This is a genomic window from Peptostreptococcus equinus (assembly GCF_027125355.1).
Lineage (GTDB): Bacteria > Bacillota > Clostridia > Peptostreptococcales > Peptostreptococcaceae > Peptostreptococcus > Peptostreptococcus equinus.
The window spans coordinates 421,380-438,114 of the sequence record NZ_CP114052.1 but is presented as its reverse complement, the minus strand read 5'-3'; the positions used below and the strand labels follow the sequence as shown (position 1 = coordinate 438,114).

Sequence of the window (16,735 nt, the reverse complement as noted above, 5' to 3'; positions counted from 1 at the left end):
AAATTAGTCATTAGAAATTAATCCTCTTATCAATTTCATATTGCTAAATACTTTTTCAATGAAATTTTCTGCCATTTCATCATCCAAGAATTTTATTTCAAGATTTTCATCTTCTAAAATACCTTTTTCACTGCAGTAGTTCTTAGCAATTTTTAGCATTTCCTCTTTTTCATTTTCATCTAGTTTAAAAGATTTGTAATCTACTATAACGTATTGAAAAACTTCTTGTTTTTGATTCTTATTAAAACCTATTTCAATATGATATATCACAGCATGAAGATTTTCAATCTTTTCTTCTCCCTTATAAACTGGTATAGCTGGATTAGATTTTACAAAATTTGTTGCTACAGCAATACTTTTTCCTACATTTAGACTCATTGTACCTCCTGTGGTAAATTATTTACCTAATATACTAGTTATTTCCTTATTTCTTTTTGCAAGTGTTGATACACTCACTCCATATTTTGTAGCAATATTGGCCTGTGTAACACTTTCACCTATAGATTTTTTATAATTATATTCTAATGCTGAAGCCCAACCTGCTTCAGTGTTATTTACAGTTATGTCTTCATTAACTCTAGACCATAATTTCATTATTTCATTTAATGTATCTTTATCCTTTATGTTTTCTTCCAATAAAATAACTAATTTGTTATCATCTGACTCATTATGTTCAACATTTACAGTATTTTCATCAATACCCATTTCTTCTATATTCTTTTCCATTTCTTCATCTTGATAATCACTTAATTGCAACAGTTGTAACATATATTTATAGAAGAATACTGCATTAATAGATATAAAATATTCTATATCGGCTATGTTTTCTTTATTCTTTTCATAAGCATCCATAATTGCATTATATATTATATCCTTAGTTTCTTCATGTATCCTAATTGTAAGATCAATTAATATATATATACCATCAATATTTACTGGTCTACCTAGTAAATAATCACCAGTTTTGAAATCTCCTAATATATTCTCATCTAGCGTTTTATACACTTTACCTGTAATTACATCCTTGATATCAACTTCTCTTTCACCAATCTCTGCTATTTCAAATAAACTTGGGTAAGAATTTACACAGCTGTATACAATTCTTTTTTCATCTTCTTTAAATTTACCATGCTTTATAGCATATATGGCAGGTGTATTATAATTGTCTACATAAAAATCATATGAAAAATATGAAGCAAAAAATCTATTTGCTGCAACATTTTTTATTTTAACACCATTGAACAAATATTCTCTCGCATCTTCTTCCATTTTTGCAAATTTCTCATCACTCTGTATAAGATTTTCCAAAGACTGGCTTAATTTTAATATAGTTTGAGAATATTTTTTATCTATTTTATTTTTCTTACTCTGTAAAGCCTTATTATTTAATTCGTCTACCTTATTTAATTTATCTTTTTCCATACAACATTTTTTGTATTTTTTACCACTACCACAATGACACAAATCATTCCTATTTAACATACTTCCACTCCCTATATGTAAAATTCACTTATATTCTAATAAAATGACAATATAATTGCCAAGAGCCATTATATCATATATAAGAATTATTGTAAATTGTTATAAAAGACTGAAATAAATGTCATATTTACCTTTATCATAGTGTATTTTTTCTATTATTATTGACTTATTTACCTTATAAATTTTATTTATTATATTTCTAAAATCTTTCTTATCGCAGCTAGCTATAATTTGAAAAGTATTTTTTCTATCACTATTTATTATTTGTATTATTTCTGTATTTTCTAATAATTTATTTATTATATATGTCTTTTCTGACTGCTTAATCCTATCCTTATTGCTTAAAGAATTATTGGCTCTATTAAATTGGCTATTTTCTCCATTCTCATTCAAATCATATTTGTTGTTATCTAATCTCCTATCAAATTTTTGATACTTAGAGATCCTATCTTGATATTCTATAGTCTGCTTTTTAATATACGCACTAAAAAATCCCCTAATAAATATTATACTTATAAGGAAAAAGATAATTACTATTCTCTTCATAAAAATTTTATTCATAATATCACCATTTACATTCTTACTAATGCAATATATTTTATATTAGCACTTGCTAAGTCTCAATTGATTAGTGCTTTTATTCTATATATGTCTTTTTCTGTAACTTTATCATTGATCTTCTGATTTTTTTCATCCTTCTTATTATATTCTTCTTTTTTATTATCATCTATTTTAACTTTTTCAATTCTTTTTATTTTATCTTTTTTTACTTCTTCTAATATAATTTGACTTTCCAGATCTTTTGATGCAATAATTTTCAAATCATCCTTGTTTTCTACACTAAATTCTAATCTAATACCATAATTTTTATCAAAATCTATTATCATATTATCATCATTTATGTTAGTAATTATTCTATCAATCTTATCTACCTTATTAGAATCTAATAAACTCTTATTATCTATTTTTTTGTTCTTTTGCCAGTTGCTCTACTATTTTTTTGTACATTTTCTAAATTATCTATAAGCTCAATACAAGCATTATAGTCATTTAATAATGAACCTAATGAAAGTATAAGTACAAAAACGCACAAAATACAGATAATATTATAACTTGTATCAAGCTTTTTTGATAGGTATTTGAGATTTATATACGGTTTTTTATAAGCAAAAATAAAATTCTCAATTCTAGATTTTTCGTATCTATATATAATAAAATCACAAATTTTATCATAATATCTATCAATTACAATAAAATTATTATCTTTAATAGAGGAGTGTTCTCCAGAAATATCTTCGCTGTTATCCTTCAAAACATCATCTTTAAAAAACTTATTATTGAACATACTGCTATTTTTATCATCGTTTAATATAATGCACTTACCTCTTGAATTTATATATTTTATTATATTTTCTTCAACATCAAATTCATCTATTACCATGACTTCATCTATAATCTTTTCTTTAACCGTATAAAGATATATATATGAATTTCTTATTTCTAATATAGTATTAGGAGAGTATTTAGTAATGTCCTCTTTAAATGCCTCTTCTATTATTTGATAATTTAAGTGGACTGCTTTTATTTTTTTCTTTAAAACTTTTTCAATACATGAGGATATATCCAAAACATAGTTTGGCACCAATGTTATTTTAATAAGCTCAGTATCCCCTATAGAATTCTGTGAGTTTTCTTCTAGACAATTTAGCTTCTTATAATAATACATATATTCATTGATGTTTATATTCAATTCTCTTTCAAATATCATAGAAACTAAGTTTTTTATATCTTTTTCACTAGACTTTCTTCTAACCTCTATAGTTTTAATAATAACATCATCTCTTTGATAAAATAAAAATATCCTTTTTATTTTCTTTACATCAATTAGACCTATAATACTTTCTACAATCAAATTTGTAAAATAATATATATTAGATAAATCTATTTTTCCCCTTAAGTCATCTTTTAACGATATTGTTTTGCTTATTTTACATTCTCCAAAGATTCTTATACTACAAGATTCCATCTCTAAATTAATTAATAAAAACATTTTAAATCTCCCTATTATTTTTTTGGATAAAATTGCTTATTATTGACCTTAACTTGGAGTTCACCTGATGTAAAATCTAATATAAAATCCTTAGATTCCCCTACACTTTGAACTTTTGGAACACTCTCTAAATATTTTTCATTTACCAATTCTTCTACTGTATCTATTTGATCTTTATTTTTACCTTCACTTTCTGCTAAATAATACGCAGTAGCTATGTTAGCTGCATTAGCATAATCAGCATTTTCTTTGGCCTTTTGTTGAGCTCCGCTAAATTTAAGTGCTATTATACCGGCTAAGATTCCAATTATTGTAATAACTAAAACCATTTCTGTTTATGCTTTTATGTTAACTACTGTTAATTACTGTTAATTACTGTTAACTGCTTCATTAAAAAACATCTAAAAACATTGAAATATAAATGCTTTAGTATCATAGTAGTACTTTTTTCTTCTATTGATAGTATCAGATATTATTTTTTCTATAAATTGTGATACTATTATACTTTTTTCTTCAAAAAAAAAATAAAAATATTTTTTAAAAAAGTATTGACAACACGTTACGTGTATTGTATAATATAATTAAGATAAAGGTAAACAAAAAATTATATTTAAATTTTAGGAGGTAACAAAATGAAAAAAATAGAACTATATACAGGAGTAATTGAAAGTTTGAAAGAATTTGAAGAAAGAGTTGAAATGGCAGACACTTGGGACGAAATAGAAGCAGACGAATACAAGGAAATGCTAGAGTGGGTAGAGCTAGACTACACTAGCTACAGTGACCCAGATGAAATGTGGGATGACTTCAAAGAAGCACTATCAAACGTAGTAGAAAAGTAAGAGAAGGGGGTAACACCCCTCTCTTAATATTATTATAAAGAAAGGGATTAATTTATGGAAGAAAAAAGAAAAGCAAAAATAATTTTTAACAAATCTGGCGATAAAAATAAAAGCACAGTAAATAGAGTAACTTTACCTGTACCTTGGGTGCGTGAGCTCGGGATTACAGAAGATGATAGAGAAGTCCAAATTTCTATAGAAAACAAAAAAATAATTATAGAAAAATTATAAAAAAGTATTGACAACACGTAACGTGTGGATATAATGTATATATAAGATAAAGCAAAACAAAAAAATATATTAAAACGGAGGTAGCAAAAATGACAAAATTAATCGAAAAGGAAGTAAGAAAATTTATTGAAGGTAAAAAGGAAAGTTATCCAAAGATGACTGATGAAAAGTGGGAAATACTAGAAGATAAGTTGGTATCAGAGATTAAAGAAGCTTCACAATACTATGATAGAGTAGGTGAAAGCCTAGAAGATTATATAGAAGATGTCTTATGTTACTATTCAGATATGGATGGAATAATCACAAGTATAGAAAAAATGCTAAAAGACCTAGAAATATCTGAAAAGGATTTAAAAAACATAATTAATGGCACAGAAATGGATTTAGATAAGTTATTAAGTGCTTATAACGATAATGAACTGACACTTAATGCGTTACTAGACAAAGACAATAATTTTATTAAATGTGTATGGTACGAAGGATTAAGTCAACGTAGAGGTTTTATATACGATGTAGAAAAGCATAAAATATTATCTGATTCAAAGTATAATACACTTATGGAAATAAATTGTCCGAGAAATTAATAACAATAAAAATAAGGGTAGCTAAATGCTACCCTCTTTTATTACAATAAATATCCTTCACTATTAAATTTATAATTCTTGCCATCTATTGTCTGTTCACCAGTAACCATATATCCGCTCTTATTAAAGTAGAACCAATGCTTACCATATTGCAGCCAACCAACAGCCATTTCGCCCTCGTCAGGCTTCATGTAGAACCACTTTGTCCCTGATTTAAGCCAGCCTACCTTTTTCTTTCCGTCGATATAGTAATACCACTTGCCATTTTCTTGTACCCAGCCTTTTTTAGTTGATACTGATGTTTTTTGATTACTTACTTCTACAGCAACGCTATCCTTAGTCAAGTCTAAGATTAATCGTCTAGGTTGCTTTATATCAGATAAAAACTTGTTCCACTTTGCATTGTTATAGCCTGTATATCCATGCGGACAATCTTTTCTTGTTGCGTCCCAATGTCTAACTACTTTAGCATTAGGATATTGCCTTAGAAGTTCTTTTACAAGCTCTACAGTATTGAAATACATCTTATTATAGTCACCATCTGAATTGACACACATTTCTATTGATATAGAATTTTCATTAACAATGCCACCTAGTCCAGTACCATATCCTTGATTTCCTCCAACAGCATAAGCAACTGTACTATCTCCAACTATTTGAACGATATTGGTATCGTCAACAAAATAGTGTGCGGACGCTCCTACATTATTATTCTGAAAATACTTATAGTGTGCCATTGCATTAGCACCTCTACCCTCATTTGCAGTCCAGTGTATAGCTATAAATTTAATGTTAGATTTACTTCTTCCCCAGCCAAAATTATATTTTCTTGAAATTGGTTTATAATAAAAATTAGTCATGTTATACCTCTCTTTCTGAATTGTAGTTTTTAGTTGAAATGCCTAAAATTGTGCCTAAAAACGTATCAAAAGCTGTCATAATAATAACTATTAAATCAGTTTGCTTAAAGCCTACAGCTACCCCTACAGCACCTACAAATATAGTAAGTGCAGGTAAGAATATCTGTGCTATCCATTTTAATATATCATATGTTTCATTTTTTAACTTCATATACTACCTCCTATCTATTAAATAATGTTTTTATTTGTTCTGAATTACGTATTACATCATCTTCAACCCTACTCAATCTATCATCATGCTTATCTAATATTTTATGAATATTATCTCTGTCTTTTTGAGATTCTTTCAAGTCATACGCTAACATATCTACAGATTTTTGCAGTGCTTGATTAGTCAAGTCATTTCTTTTCATAGCTGTTGTAAATGGCTGTACAACAAGCTTCACTAAGCTATAGACTGTTATCAATGCCCCACAAACACCGCTAAATGCAATTAGTTGTTCCATAAATCACCCCTATTAATTAAGCCCCATAGCTTTAACTATGAGACTTTAAACTTCACTATTCTACTTTATCTTGAATTACAAATAGTACATCTGTATATTTAGTTCTTATGGATTCATCAGTAGCTGGCTTCCATCTAAGCATACCAGCCTTTGAAAAATACATTTTATACTTTTCTCTTGCTCCTGTTTCTCCTTCATCTACAAATGCCATTGTAATTCTTGCTGCTAAAAATTCTCCCATTTCATTTTCTCCCTTCAATATAAATTTAATTTTATTAAAAATATCGCGACATATTTTAATCATTTTAGCCACCTGCTACTGTTATAGTTAATTCTTCCAATGCAGATGATAATGTATCAATTCTTGTAGCTTGTGCTACTATCTTTTTTTCTAACTCTTCTTTTTCTAATTGTTTTCTAGCTTGTTCTTTCTTTTCGTATTCAGCAATTATTTCTGCTTGTTTTTTTAGGTAAGTTTCAACAACAGCTGTATCTGTTTCTCCTGAAAAACCATCAGCTTTTAAATCTTCAAGCCAAACAATTAAAGAATCATTAATTAAAACTAGTGTTTTTTCTTTAGCTTCAGGATAATTTTCAAGCCATATTTCTTTTGAGATTTCTTTTAAATCTCTTTCTTTATCCCATATTTCAATCTTATTCATATTCAACCCCCTACTTCAATCTTGGATAAACAATGCCTAGCCAAGGATTATCATACACATATATTCTATTTCTGTTCATACATACTTTTGGAGTAAGTCCACCGCCTAAGTTATAGTCTATACCTTGTTCTTCTATAGTATATGTATCAAGATTAAGGATGGTCATTGTACCCATTATATGACTAAATATATAAATATATTTTCCAACTCCAATACCTTCCATAGTTGAAGATGAAGTCGCTTTTGGTATAGTCTTTGCATTTGTAGAAGTTCCTGTGACTGGATTATACTTATAAAGTACATAGTTTGACTGGTCTACTGAACTTTCTAGTAAGTATATATTTCCATTATAGAAGTGACCTATTGTCACGTTAGAGGTATTAGTAAATCCAAAATCTTTTATTAAAGTTAATGTCTTAGTCACCATATTTAGCTTATACATACGTCTTATACCTGGTCCTGGTGTATAACATATATATGCATCTGAACCATTATTGAAAACTCTAGTATTTTTTATGGAAACATTTAAAGTTGTAAAAACTTCTGATGTTTCATATCCAGTATCAAACTTGTATATTACAGTATTTCCAGTTGTTGAATCTGCACCTTTATAGTAGATATTCTCTTCATATGTGAACACAAAATCATCTATTGCACCCATAGTTGGAAGCCTACTATAAGGTGGAGATATATTTTTATTTTTTAACCCACCTACAGTATTAGTAAATGGGTCGTATATAAATACTTCTGTAACATTGTCTGATGTTGATGTTGGATTATAGAATATATACACCTTACCTCTACATGCAGATACTATAAACATATTTTCAGTAATTCCATTTATTGGAAATAAAGGCTTGTATGTATCAGCTTTCACCATGTCTAAGTGTTCTGCTAGTGCCACCCTATCGGCTAAGGTCTTTAAATTGGTTATAGCCGACGTTGGAGATACTACACTTTGTAGATTACTAATCAAGCTCTTAGAAATCGGTTCAAATTCAGCAAGTATCTTATCATATACTTTTCGATTAAATCGTATCGCCATTACACTATACCCCCTTTGATTGTTGCAATATCAACACCTAAAAGCTGTGCAAACTTGATATTGTTAGCGTCAATCAAGGCATCTTCACCTGTAATTTCTTGATTAAGCTTTACTATATCTTGTCTATCTAATATTTCTGCCTCTTTTAAGTTCTTAACGTCTGTGTTAAGTTGCATATTGATAACATCAGACTTTGACGGAATCCACTCGCTTATACCATCAACATGCCCTCGTACAAGAACTATCCAATCTATATTTGTATTATTTGCTGTTGTTTTATTTAGATAAGGATAGACAAGCAACTTATTGTTAGTGTCTTTAACTTTCCATGTACTTTTTGCAATATATAATTTTTTTTCAGATATTCCCCCTGACGGAATACTTGCTACTAGTGTATCTCCGACGGTGTTGCACATATAGAACCGTTGGTCTGCCAATATGCTGCCATAAATAAAAACAGTTATTTTTTCATTGTCTTTTAAGGTGTTATCATCTAAAGTGTAGATTACAGCTGGATAATTTTGTGAATTAACTACTGGTATATTACCATCATTAATAAGATTATATCTACTAGCTTGTAACCCGCTAATGTCATTTCTTAATCCAGTATCAATTAATTTCATTCCATCTATATCTGCTTTACTTGTTGCTATATCTTTCCTTAATGATTCTATATCATTAGATGACTGAATATATGGAGTTAGAATTTGTCCTTTCTCCACTTTAACTCTTCTATAGTAAATATTACCTGTACTATACCCTAAATAATACGCTACAAGTTTGATAGTTCCTGCATTTATCATATCTTGTGTTACTTTAATACTAATACTAACAACACCGCTGTTATTTACAAACATTTGTGATTGTGTATTTAATGCCATGACTTTATTTCCAGTTGGATTTAACCCAATTATACTAGCATAAGGAGTAACAGCACTATCTTGTACAAGTCCAGAACTTTTGAATTCATAAGAAATATTTAAGTAATCATTAGTTGTAAGACCTTCCATATTTATCGTTGTATTAAGAGAATAAGGTGTAGAAGTTGATTTAACAATATTAAACCATAACCAATCATATAAGGAATTACTTGCTAAATTAGGTTTTACTGTGTCAGTAACCCTACCTTTTAGCCAATCCAATACATCTTTCAGAGATTGATTGCTCCAATTAGATAGTTTGATTGTAGTTTCCTTAGCACTCTTAAAAACATATTTAATTAAATTAGATATATTGATTTCTCCGTCTGTACTTTCTGAATAACCTTCTAAGTTAGTCGTACTAACATTTCCAAGCTTTGTATCTATTATCTCAAAGTTTTCAGCTATTGGTCTAATATCAACTAAGTTATTATCTGTTACTTTATTAAAGCCATTGTTAGTTGTTTTTTCGAAACCGTCTATAATAAATCACTCCTTTCTCTTAATTCTTTAAATGTTCTATTAAGAGCAAACCATTGCCCCCAAGTAAGTCCTAACTTCTTAATATCTCCCCATGTTCTATAAATGAACTCAAATTTATAGTTAAGATGTGCAGGCTTTACTCTATCAATTGATTTTTTAATTTCATCAAGCTTGAGTGGTATGCCAACAGTTGATGTAAACCTTACGATAAATGAGTAATCCGCATAGTTTTCTATAACCTCACAAGTACCATTTGAGTACTTTTCAGCTATTTCTTTAATAACCTTTACTGTTGTAACTTGGTTACTCATTAACCCTGCTAAGATGTTAGAACGCATTATCTCTATGTCTATTTCATCATTATATTCAATTCCAACAAACTTTGCCCATAGTGGGAGTGAATTTGTTGCTGTAGATATATTAAACTCTTTTATTAAGTTTTCTATGCCTTCTTCCTCTTCTGCTAACTGAACGTTTAAAACCCTTAGTATTTCAATTATTGTAGGATTTTTTAGGTGTTCAGGGTAAAGCTCTATTAAATCTATCATTCAATCACCCCTACATTAAAAAGTACTGTTCCTACAGCTCCTATTTGGTCGTCTGCAATTTTTACATTTTTATTTGTTGTGTTGACTAGTAGATTGCTATAGTCTACTACTCCCTCTATACTTGATAATATCGCACCTACTTTAGTGTAAGTAATTTCTTTAACATCACTATTCAGATAATCGCCTAAAACAATCTTAAAAGCTTCTTTTATTCCATCAATTGTAAATCCTGTTTGAACTTCTACAGTAGCACTTACATTAATTGATAGAACGCTTGGTGTTGCAACTGTTACGCTTGCCCCTATTGGTCTAAGCATTTCTATATGCTCTTTAACAGCTGTCACTATATCTTCTGATACATTCCTTCCATTTTCCCCCATAACAACAACTTTCACAGTTCCATTGCCATTCCAAAGTGGAATACATTTTGCTGTCTTAACTCCTTGCACTTCTAATGCCCAGTTAACATAGTCATCTATATTACCTGATGTACCTTTATGAGCTTGCATGAAGTAGAATCTATCCCTAAATTCATCATCAGTTTCGGGGTCTGTACCAATGGTCTTTATAACCATGTTTGTTACTTTATCAACATTGTTCAAGTCACAACTAAGCTCTATGCTACTTGTTAAATTGTAGTCTTTTCCTTCTTTTTCAGCCATTACAAGTATATTCACAGCACCACTTGTAATTACATAAGGTTCTGCCGATTCAAGAATTACATAATTTTTATCTTGGTATGAAAAAACTGTTTCATGAGGAACTGTAGTTCCTTCTATACCATATACAGTTATATATGCTACTGTTTTAGTTCCAGCTTTTCTTTTGTATCCAAATTCTTGAAGCCTAGCGTCTAATATATCATCATAAGCATTTTGTAGAAAAGCTCTGTTGTATATCTCGTCTAAGACTACATATATATTTGCGTTACCAAGAGCAAATCCACTAGCTAATTCGTTTAAAAAACTCCCTTCATTCTTAGCAAGAGGGAGGTCTATTTTATTCAATATTTCTTGTTTTAAACTTTCTAATGTTTTATCTTCATACACTTATATTCACCTCCCCATATATGGTTTCAACAATTATATTAATTGTGAGATTATCACCATCAAACTTTACACCGTTGTTTGTTACATTTTCAATATATGGATTGATTAATAATGCTTCTGTTATGTATCTAAAAGCTTCTGATTCAGTAAGCCCTTGGCTAAATTTTTGCCCAACTAAGGTTATTAATTCAGTCCCATAATCCCATGAATATATTTCATGAACAAATCTATCTGTTAGTAGTGCTTTTTTAATCCATATTTTTAAAGCTTCAACACCTTGTAGAATTTTTATCTCGCCTTTTTCATCAAATATAAAATCATTTATTTCAAAATCATAAGCAAACTCTTCAAATAGTGGTAAATCCTTATTAGATTGATAAATATAATCATCTTCAACCCCAATAAACGGGAAAAATTGTTCTTCTTCCATTACTTCACCACCTTATCTACTAATAAAACGCTATATATACTATTATCATCTTCATAATTTGCCTTAATTAATACTGTATCACCTTTAAGCATGTTATTTGACGTTATAAGCGTTTTTGCTGTATTAGTCAACATAATCTGTTCTGATATTAACTCTAAGCCGTTAAAAGCTAATCTAAGAGGTGAAATATTTGTAATCTCTGCATAAAAAAAAGAAGGTCTAAATTCTTCTTTTGAAATTCTTCTTATTAACCTAATTAAATCATTTATACTGCTCAATTATTACCAACACCTCCTAACTGTGTACCAACCTGTTGTATATAAGCTTCGTTTTGTAATCGGAGCACCACTCGGTCCACCATTGTGTATTATTTGTCCATTACCAACATACAATACAACGTGTCTACCACTTCCAGACGCCGCACTGCTCATTACCACAAAATCACCTGGTTTTATTTGGTTAAGTGGGATTTGACGACCATTATACCTTTGGTCTGCTGTAGTCCAGCCGATATTAATACCTGCACTTGCATAGCAAAAATGTACAAACCCTGAACAGTCTGACCTATAAGGTGAGCCGTGCCCTCCCCATGTATAGCGACCTTTTCCTATCATGGAATAGGCGAATTGAACTATTCTCATCTGTCTAGGATTTTCAAATTGTATTCCATTCCAACTCAAGCTACCATTTCCACTATTTGTTGAACTATATACAGTGATGTTGTTGTGTGCCTCTTGTTCATTAGCTACCCCTGTGCCAAGTAGTGAGTTGTTCCATACTCTGCCTGAAAACTGCTGATACCATGATTTCATTTCTGCTATATAACCACTAGTATTATTCCCATCACTAACTGGAGCATAGACAGCCATTATTGCGTCAATTGACCTTTTCCCCCAGTCATGAAGATACTTAACTGATACAAGCCTAAAGTGTCTTTCTACACCAACTTCAATACTTGGATAAATAACAAATCTACCGCTTTTCTTCTTGTATAATGGGTCTGCTGTTATTCCACCAAAGTTGTTACATTCTCTAGCTAATCTTGAATTGAAGTTTGTACCTGTTTCTTTTCTCTGTATTAGAGCTATTAAAAGTGGATTAACTTTATAAGCGTTACCCCACTTTATATACTCTGCTCCTCTTCCTGCAAGTTTGCCTTTCAATACTTTGTTTATCATATCAGCTGTAATACCATGTCCCCAATCAGTACCCATAGTTGATACTGAACTAGATGTCGAACTTTCTTTTTGTTCGTCTTTTCCTGCGTCTTTTTCATCCATGATATTATCGAAATTCAAGTCTAAGTCTATATTATAGACACCACCACTCCAAGTATGCTTATCCTTGTCAATATAAAATTCTCCTACAAGTCCTGTGTGACTATCTTTGACCTGCACTTTATACCCTGCTTTACAGCTAGTGTTACCATACCCAGATAAACTACAAGTCTTTTCAATGCTTTTAAACTCTTTATTTATCTCTTCATCTGTAACCGTCTTATCTTTTCCTTGTTCGATAATTTTAGTAATAGTTTTGAAAACTGTTCCATAGTCCTTAGATGATTTACTTTTAATTATATTTCCCTTCTCATCTACAACCATAACATGATTAACCATTCCGCTTATAGATTCTTTATAGTCAGCATTCTCAATATTTACACGTTCATCAAACGTTATTTTAAGCTTTACTATACCTTTTTCTATAACGTTGATTTTGTCTAAATCTACTTCAATCATGTATTTTTTATGTGACTTATCAGCCTTAGAGTGCGTTGTATATGCACTCATTATAGCGTCATACCTTGATACTCCAATAAACATTTTAGTTATTTTTGTTCCGGCAACTGCAAGCTTTCCATATGTAAGTTGCATTTGCCCTTTAGAACCTTTAAGAATAGCTTTTGCTATATCACAAGCTGTAGTGTTGACGAAATTAAAACTTACCTCATCTTTCCCAAGTATATATCCTATGTCGTGTGACGTAACCCTAATCTCATTGTTATTAGTAGCTCTTGAAATGTCAGTAACTGTGCCTCTGAACAATTCTTTGTCATCTTCATACATACATACAGTAGACCCAACAACTAACCCTATTTCTCTTACCCTATCATCTGTAACACCTTTTAAAAAATCAAATTCAAGAGTTCTAGAAGGGGACTTAATATCCCCACTCCAAGTAATCTGTGATAACACAGGTGATAACTTATAGAACTCATTTTTTCCACGTATATGTGCTATTATTTCAATATTCCCTGCATGATACATGTCAGGATTAATTAAGTTAATTGGCTCTTTCATTAAGGTATCACCAACTTCCAATTAATATATATATAGTTGCTTCTTTTTAATTTTGGATAATTTTTTAAATTTGTTGGGTCATTTTTAATTCTCTTATAAAGCTTTCCATTGCCATAATATTTTTGTGCTAACATATACAAATGTTCGCCACGCTTAACTATGTGTATCCTTTGTTTTTTTGCAGGAACTGGAGCTGGTCTAGGCTTATTAGGAGGAGTTGTAGGTTTATTCACTACAGCTGGTGCAGGTGGTTGCCAAGTAGGAATTAATAAAGGCTCATGTTCTTTCAATTCTATTGAAAAGTATACATCTCCGCTCCCGTCATTTTCTTTGTATTCAAAGTGTGATATAACAACTGGAACATTAATTGGTGTAGTAGTAACTATATATCTCAAGCTATAGCCACCTAAAGCCCACTCTTCAATCATCCTTATATAGTCGTAAGGGTCTTTGCCCTTCACCTTGATATATTCGTTTGTTGCGTCAGCGCTTGGGAAAAAGCCTGTTATAGTTGTACTTCTAGGCTCTTTACCGTTATAGAAAGTTACTTTACCTTTTTTTACTATTTTTTCAGAAGATATGTCTGCATTCACATTCAATCCGAATTCTGATGGAAGAACAGGAAAACGTATCATATTCAGTCTATTATGCTTATGCACTAAATAGACCTCTATATCAGTAGGATTAACTATAAGTCCCATTTAGACACCTCCTTCTAGTGATAAATTCATTTTCTTAACGAATCTATCTGCTATCAAGTCAATATCTGCTTGTTCTCTTACAGTTAGTCCGAATATATTAAACACTACTCCTGCACTATTGCTTGATTTTTTATCATACTCATTAGCTTCACGCTTACTAAGTACTCTTTCACCTTGATGTAAGTTCGCTGGGAAGTTGTCGTATGGGACTCTAGCTTGACCCATTGCCCTATTAACACCTTTCCCATCAGGTGGTCTTACATATCCACTATTTCCACTTCCACCACCTGTAAAGTTTAAAACTCCACCAACTGCACTTTCCATATTCTGTTTTTTCATGTTATTAAAGGCTGTGTTCCATGATGTCATTAAGCTTGTAACTGCTGTTTCTACAGCTGTTATTGCATTATTAAACTCTGTAAGAATTGGCAGTATAACTTTGTCGGCTAATTCTAATTTTAATTTCATGTCAGCCCAATCTTTTCGCCATGAAGAAGCCAAAGCTGCTAAAGCTTTTTTTGCAAAATCTGGGTGCTCTTTTAAGAAATCAAAAATATCTCTCGCTATATCTGAGAACAACTCCATGACAGGTTCCATGCCTTCAAACGTTCTGTTGACAAACGCTCCAAAGTCATTTATTGAACTTACAGCACCAGGCGACTTGTTAGTAATTGAATCAAATATATCATTAAATAAATCCCTTATAGGACTAAGCGAATCCCAAAGTATACTAAAATCAATACCACCAAAATTAGTTTGATCCATCAACTCCCAAAAACTCTTCATAAAACTTTCTGCGTCAGAATAAAGATTTTTAAAGAAGTTCTGTAGTGCAGGGTTTTCAAACACCCCTTGCATTCTTTCGTATAATGGTGTGAATACGTTAGCTTCCATAAATGAACCTGCCATAACCCACATATCTTTGAAATTCAATGGAATATTTTTATATTGCTCGTTTATTTCTTTAGCATTATTTTCTAATGCTCTTTTAACAACTTCTGCTGTAACCAAGCCTTGTTCACCAGCTTTTTTAATGCCCATACCAAGTTCTTTTTCAATCATCTTAGCCATAAGTGGTGCATTCTCACGAACTGAACGTAATTCATCACCCTGTAATGCCCCAGAAGCTAAACCTTGATTCATCTGATACATTGCTGAACTTGCTTCTTCTGAACTTGCTCCACCTATTCTGAATGACTGCATAGCTGTCTTGTAGAACTTTGCGGCACTCTTAGCGTCACCGCCAAAAGTGTCAGGAGCCATTTGCATTAACTTAGTTACACCTGCTCTAGTATCCTTCAAGCTACCTCTTGTGTCGCTTGCTGTTGATTGCATAAGCTTATCGTATTCTTTGTAGCTCATGCCTTTTTTTATACTTTTTGCTCTAGACTTGTAGTCTGAATACTCGTTATAGCCTTCTATAGTAACTTTTATTACCTTATCTTTAAGCATAGCTAAGCCATTTTGAATCTTTTGTAATGTCCATTGGGTGGCGTCATTTATCCACACTTTTACACCGTTATATGCTGATTTCACCAGTTTTCCTAAACCAAAACCAATACCTGCTATAACAGCGAGTGCAGGAGCTTTTCCAAGAATCTTAATACCTATCTCACCAAGCTTACCCATGCCTTGCAACTTACCTTTTATAGCTTCTATGCCACTTGAAGCTAAATCTTTTATGTGCATTCTTATGCCTTTTTTACTAAGATTATCTGTTTCTTTAATCTTATCCCCAACATCTTTTACACCTTTTTTAGCTTCGTTTGCGTCCATTTTGAACTTGCGATTTTTATTTAGTTCTTTATCAACGTCTTTAGTTTCTTTTTTAAAGTTTTTAAGCTCTCTACTCATTTTTTTAAACTCTTTTTCGACGTTGTTTTCAACTTTTATGCGACCTTTAAGCTCTCTAGTGCTTATTGCCATTAATTTTCACCTCCTATTAGAGGGCAAATCTGTGTTTGCATTTCCAACTCTTTTTCTTCAAATTCTTTAATTAAAAAAGCTTTTAAGAGTATATATTCTCCATAATTTTCCTTTTTCAT

Annotated in this window: 23 protein-coding genes; 3 read left to right on the top strand and 20 right to left on the bottom strand. The window is 30.8% G+C overall.

Annotated elements, in window-relative coordinates; genetic code table 11:
• Positions 1 to 3: 3 nt before the first annotated feature.
• From O0R46_RS02345 to O0R46_RS02320, 6 genes are all read right to left on the bottom strand, one after another.
• On the bottom strand, positions 4 to 378 hold the full coding sequence (locus O0R46_RS02345; RefSeq protein WP_269311985.1) for a hypothetical protein: 375 nt from the start codon (positions 376 to 378) through the stop codon (positions 4 to 6).
• Between the two features lie 18 nt (positions 379 to 396).
• Positions 397 to 1,482: an SEC-C domain-containing protein gene (locus O0R46_RS02340; RefSeq protein WP_269311984.1), complete on the bottom strand. Its 1,086-nt coding sequence runs from the start codon at positions 1,480 to 1,482 to the stop codon at positions 397 to 399.
• 99 nt (positions 1,483 to 1,581) lie between these two features.
• Complete coding sequence (locus tag O0R46_RS02335; RefSeq protein ID WP_269311983.1) at positions 1,582 to 2,043, bottom strand: hypothetical protein; 462 nt, start codon at positions 2,041 to 2,043, stop codon at positions 1,582 to 1,584.
• 59 nt (positions 2,044 to 2,102) lie between these two features.
• Positions 2,103 to 2,369 (bottom strand): hypothetical protein, encoded by a 267-nt coding sequence (locus O0R46_RS02330; RefSeq protein ID WP_269311982.1) that lies wholly within the window; start codon positions 2,367 to 2,369, stop codon positions 2,103 to 2,105.
• Between the two features lie 74 nt (positions 2,370 to 2,443).
• Positions 2,444 to 3,532, bottom strand: coding sequence for a hypothetical protein (locus tag O0R46_RS02325; protein ID WP_269311981.1), 1,089 nt, complete (start codon positions 3,530 to 3,532; stop codon positions 2,444 to 2,446).
• A gap of 14 nt (positions 3,533 to 3,546) precedes the next feature.
• Positions 3,547 to 3,861 (bottom strand): hypothetical protein, encoded by a 315-nt coding sequence (locus tag O0R46_RS02320; protein WP_269311980.1) that lies wholly within the window; start codon positions 3,859 to 3,861, stop codon positions 3,547 to 3,549.
• A gap of 303 nt (positions 3,862 to 4,164) precedes the next feature.
• Between O0R46_RS02320 and O0R46_RS02315 the strand changes: the two genes are divergently transcribed.
• The 3 genes from O0R46_RS02315 to O0R46_RS02305 all read left to right on the top strand — a co-directional run bounded on the left by O0R46_RS02315 (position 4,165) and on the right by O0R46_RS02305 (position 5,189).
• Complete coding sequence (locus O0R46_RS02315; RefSeq protein ID WP_269311979.1) at positions 4,165 to 4,374, top strand: hypothetical protein; 210 nt, start codon at positions 4,165 to 4,167, stop codon at positions 4,372 to 4,374.
• A 54-nt stretch (positions 4,375 to 4,428) separates the two neighbouring features.
• Positions 4,429 to 4,605: a hypothetical protein gene (locus tag O0R46_RS02310; RefSeq protein ID WP_269311978.1), complete on the top strand. Its 177-nt coding sequence runs from the start codon at positions 4,429 to 4,431 to the stop codon at positions 4,603 to 4,605.
• A gap of 89 nt (positions 4,606 to 4,694) precedes the next feature.
• Positions 4,695 to 5,189, top strand: coding sequence for a hypothetical protein (locus O0R46_RS02305; protein ID WP_269311977.1), 495 nt, complete (start codon positions 4,695 to 4,697; stop codon positions 5,187 to 5,189).
• A gap of 41 nt (positions 5,190 to 5,230) precedes the next feature.
• Here O0R46_RS02305 and O0R46_RS02300 read toward each other — a convergent pair whose 3' ends face one another.
• From O0R46_RS02300 to O0R46_RS02235, 14 genes are all read right to left on the bottom strand, one after another.
• The gene (locus O0R46_RS02300) at positions 5,231 to 6,049 is read right to left on the bottom strand and encodes a peptidoglycan recognition protein family protein (RefSeq protein ID WP_269311976.1); all 819 of its coding nucleotides are present in this window, start codon (positions 6,047 to 6,049) and stop codon (positions 5,231 to 5,233) included.
• A gap of 1 nt (position 6,050) precedes the next feature.
• Positions 6,051 to 6,260, bottom strand: a complete 210-nt coding sequence (locus O0R46_RS02295; protein WP_269311975.1) for a phage holin — start codon at positions 6,258 to 6,260, stop codon at positions 6,051 to 6,053.
• 10 nt (positions 6,261 to 6,270) lie between these two features.
• A complete protein-coding gene (locus O0R46_RS02290; RefSeq protein ID WP_269311974.1) occupies positions 6,271 to 6,555 on the bottom strand; it encodes a hypothetical protein in 285 nt (94 codons plus the stop codon).
• Between the two features lie 55 nt (positions 6,556 to 6,610).
• Positions 6,611 to 6,859 carry a hypothetical protein gene (locus O0R46_RS02285; RefSeq protein WP_269311304.1) on the bottom strand — a complete coding sequence of 83 codons (249 nt, stop codon included), beginning with the start codon at positions 6,857 to 6,859 and terminating at the stop codon, positions 6,611 to 6,613.
• A 1-nt stretch (position 6,860) separates the two neighbouring features.
• Positions 6,861 to 7,217, bottom strand: a complete 357-nt coding sequence (locus O0R46_RS02280) for a hypothetical protein (RefSeq protein WP_269311305.1) — start codon at positions 7,215 to 7,217, stop codon at positions 6,861 to 6,863.
• 10 nt (positions 7,218 to 7,227) lie between these two features.
• A complete protein-coding gene (locus O0R46_RS02275) occupies positions 7,228 to 8,262 on the bottom strand; it encodes a hypothetical protein (RefSeq protein ID WP_269311306.1) in 1,035 nt (344 codons plus the stop codon).
• Positions 8,262 to 9,404, bottom strand: a complete 1,143-nt coding sequence (locus O0R46_RS02270) for a hypothetical protein (protein WP_269311307.1) — start codon at positions 9,402 to 9,404, stop codon at positions 8,262 to 8,264. Before O0R46_RS02270 ends, O0R46_RS02275 begins: the two co-directional genes overlap by 1 nt.
• A 257-nt stretch (positions 9,405 to 9,661) precedes the next feature.
• Positions 9,662 to 10,213 carry a putative phage tail protein gene (locus tag O0R46_RS02265; protein WP_269311308.1) on the bottom strand — a complete coding sequence of 184 codons (552 nt, stop codon included), beginning with the start codon at positions 10,211 to 10,213 and terminating at the stop codon, positions 9,662 to 9,664.
• Positions 10,210 to 11,262 carry a baseplate J/gp47 family protein gene (locus O0R46_RS02260; RefSeq protein WP_269311309.1) on the bottom strand — a complete coding sequence of 351 codons (1,053 nt, stop codon included), beginning with the start codon at positions 11,260 to 11,262 and terminating at the stop codon, positions 10,210 to 10,212. The genes O0R46_RS02265 and O0R46_RS02260 overlap by 4 nt, the downstream gene beginning before the upstream one ends.
• Positions 11,255 to 11,692, bottom strand: coding sequence for a DUF2634 domain-containing protein (locus O0R46_RS02255; protein WP_269311310.1), 438 nt, complete (start codon positions 11,690 to 11,692; stop codon positions 11,255 to 11,257). The genes O0R46_RS02260 and O0R46_RS02255 overlap by 8 nt, the downstream gene beginning before the upstream one ends.
• Positions 11,692 to 11,970 carry a hypothetical protein gene (locus O0R46_RS02250; protein WP_269311311.1) on the bottom strand — a complete coding sequence of 93 codons (279 nt, stop codon included), beginning with the start codon at positions 11,968 to 11,970 and terminating at the stop codon, positions 11,692 to 11,694. Before O0R46_RS02250 ends, O0R46_RS02255 begins: the two co-directional genes overlap by 1 nt.
• A gap of 3 nt (positions 11,971 to 11,973) precedes the next feature.
• Complete coding sequence (locus O0R46_RS02245; RefSeq protein WP_269311973.1) at positions 11,974 to 13,989, bottom strand: C40 family peptidase; 2,016 nt, start codon at positions 13,987 to 13,989, stop codon at positions 11,974 to 11,976.
• Positions 13,989 to 14,690 (bottom strand): LysM peptidoglycan-binding domain-containing protein, encoded by a 702-nt coding sequence (locus tag O0R46_RS02240; RefSeq protein WP_269311972.1) that lies wholly within the window; start codon positions 14,688 to 14,690, stop codon positions 13,989 to 13,991. Before O0R46_RS02240 ends, O0R46_RS02245 begins: the two co-directional genes overlap by 1 nt.
• Positions 14,691 to 16,616: a tape measure protein gene (locus tag O0R46_RS02235; RefSeq protein WP_269311971.1), complete on the bottom strand. Its 1,926-nt coding sequence runs from the start codon at positions 16,614 to 16,616 to the stop codon at positions 14,691 to 14,693.
• Positions 16,617 to 16,735 lie beyond the last annotated feature (119 nt).

What these genes read in the sequence shown, in the direction of transcription:
- O0R46_RS02345 (WP_269311985.1), bottom strand. Translation starts at nt 378, where the DNA reads ATGAGTCTAAATGTAGGAAAAAGTATTGCTGTAGCAACAAATTTTGTA.
- O0R46_RS02340 (WP_269311984.1), bottom strand. Translation starts at nt 1,482, where the DNA reads ATGTTAAATAGGAATGATTTGTGTCATTGTGGTAGTGGTAAAAAATAC.
- O0R46_RS02335 (WP_269311983.1), bottom strand. Translation starts at nt 2,043, where the DNA reads ATGAATAAAATTTTTATGAAGAGAATAGTAATTATCTTTTTCCTTATA.
- O0R46_RS02330 (WP_269311982.1), bottom strand. Translation starts at nt 2,369, where the DNA reads ATGATAATAGATTTTGATAAAAATTATGGTATTAGATTAGAATTTAGT.
- O0R46_RS02325 (WP_269311981.1), bottom strand. Translation starts at nt 3,532, where the DNA reads ATGTTTTTATTAATTAATTTAGAGATGGAATCTTGTAGTATAAGAATC.
- O0R46_RS02320 (WP_269311980.1), bottom strand. Translation starts at nt 3,861, where the DNA reads ATGGTTTTAGTTATTACAATAATTGGAATCTTAGCCGGTATAATAGCA.
- O0R46_RS02315 (WP_269311979.1), top strand. Translation starts at nt 4,165, where the DNA reads ATGAAAAAAATAGAACTATATACAGGAGTAATTGAAAGTTTGAAAGAA.
- O0R46_RS02310 (WP_269311978.1), top strand. Translation starts at nt 4,429, where the DNA reads ATGGAAGAAAAAAGAAAAGCAAAAATAATTTTTAACAAATCTGGCGAT.
- O0R46_RS02305 (WP_269311977.1), top strand. Translation starts at nt 4,695, where the DNA reads ATGACAAAATTAATCGAAAAGGAAGTAAGAAAATTTATTGAAGGTAAA.
- O0R46_RS02300 (WP_269311976.1), bottom strand. Translation starts at nt 6,049, where the DNA reads ATGACTAATTTTTATTATAAACCAATTTCAAGAAAATATAATTTTGGC.
- O0R46_RS02295 (WP_269311975.1), bottom strand. Translation starts at nt 6,260, where the DNA reads ATGAAGTTAAAAAATGAAACATATGATATATTAAAATGGATAGCACAG.
- O0R46_RS02290 (WP_269311974.1), bottom strand. Translation starts at nt 6,555, where the DNA reads ATGGAACAACTAATTGCATTTAGCGGTGTTTGTGGGGCATTGATAACA.
- O0R46_RS02285 (WP_269311304.1), bottom strand. Translation starts at nt 6,859, where the DNA reads ATGATTAAAATATGTCGCGATATTTTTAATAAAATTAAATTTATATTG.
- O0R46_RS02280 (WP_269311305.1), bottom strand. Translation starts at nt 7,217, where the DNA reads ATGAATAAGATTGAAATATGGGATAAAGAAAGAGATTTAAAAGAAATC.
- O0R46_RS02275 (WP_269311306.1), bottom strand. Translation starts at nt 8,262, where the DNA reads ATGGCGATACGATTTAATCGAAAAGTATATGATAAGATACTTGCTGAA.
- O0R46_RS02265 (WP_269311308.1), bottom strand. Translation starts at nt 10,213, where the DNA reads ATGATAGATTTAATAGAGCTTTACCCTGAACACCTAAAAAATCCTACA.
- O0R46_RS02255 (WP_269311310.1), bottom strand. Translation starts at nt 11,692, where the DNA reads ATGGAAGAAGAACAATTTTTCCCGTTTATTGGGGTTGAAGATGATTAT.
- O0R46_RS02245 (WP_269311973.1), bottom strand. Translation starts at nt 13,989, where the DNA reads ATGAAAGAGCCAATTAACTTAATTAATCCTGACATGTATCATGCAGGG.
- O0R46_RS02240 (WP_269311972.1), bottom strand. Translation starts at nt 14,690, where the DNA reads ATGGGACTTATAGTTAATCCTACTGATATAGAGGTCTATTTAGTGCAT.
- O0R46_RS02235 (WP_269311971.1), bottom strand. Translation starts at nt 16,616, where the DNA reads ATGGCAATAAGCACTAGAGAGCTTAAAGGTCGCATAAAAGTTGAAAAC.